This window comes from Citrobacter sp. TBCS-14 (assembly GCF_005280805.1).
Lineage (GTDB): Bacteria > Pseudomonadota > Gammaproteobacteria > Enterobacterales > Enterobacteriaceae > Citrobacter > Citrobacter gillenii.
The window spans coordinates 1-252 of sequence record NZ_SZWM01000448.1; the positions used below are offsets into that span (position 1 = coordinate 1).

Consider the following 252-nt stretch of genomic DNA (forward strand, 5'->3'; position numbering starts at 1 on the left):
AGTCATGAATGATGGCAGCTTTCGCATAACGACCATGTGGCGGGAACACTGACCAGAGAAGGCGCGGTACGCTGGCCAGGTCGGTAACGTACCCTGCGGGGACATGTATCACATCATCCGGGCTGTCCGTCAGCCAGAATTCAACCGGCTCAACCAGACGCCAGCGATAATCATCGAGCATTTCCAGCACGGCAGGAGTCGTAAATTTACTCACTGTCCACCTCCGGCCATCCCACCGGATACGAGCGAATT

1 protein-coding gene is annotated in these 252 nt (G+C 56.0%); it reads right to left on the reverse strand.

Going from position 1 to position 252, the window contains the following annotated elements:
- On the reverse strand, positions 1-214 hold a 214-nt coding region (locus FDX22_RS16005; RefSeq protein ID WP_255432950.1), incomplete at its 3' end, for a DUF1353 domain-containing protein.
- Positions 215-252 lie beyond the last annotated feature (38 nt).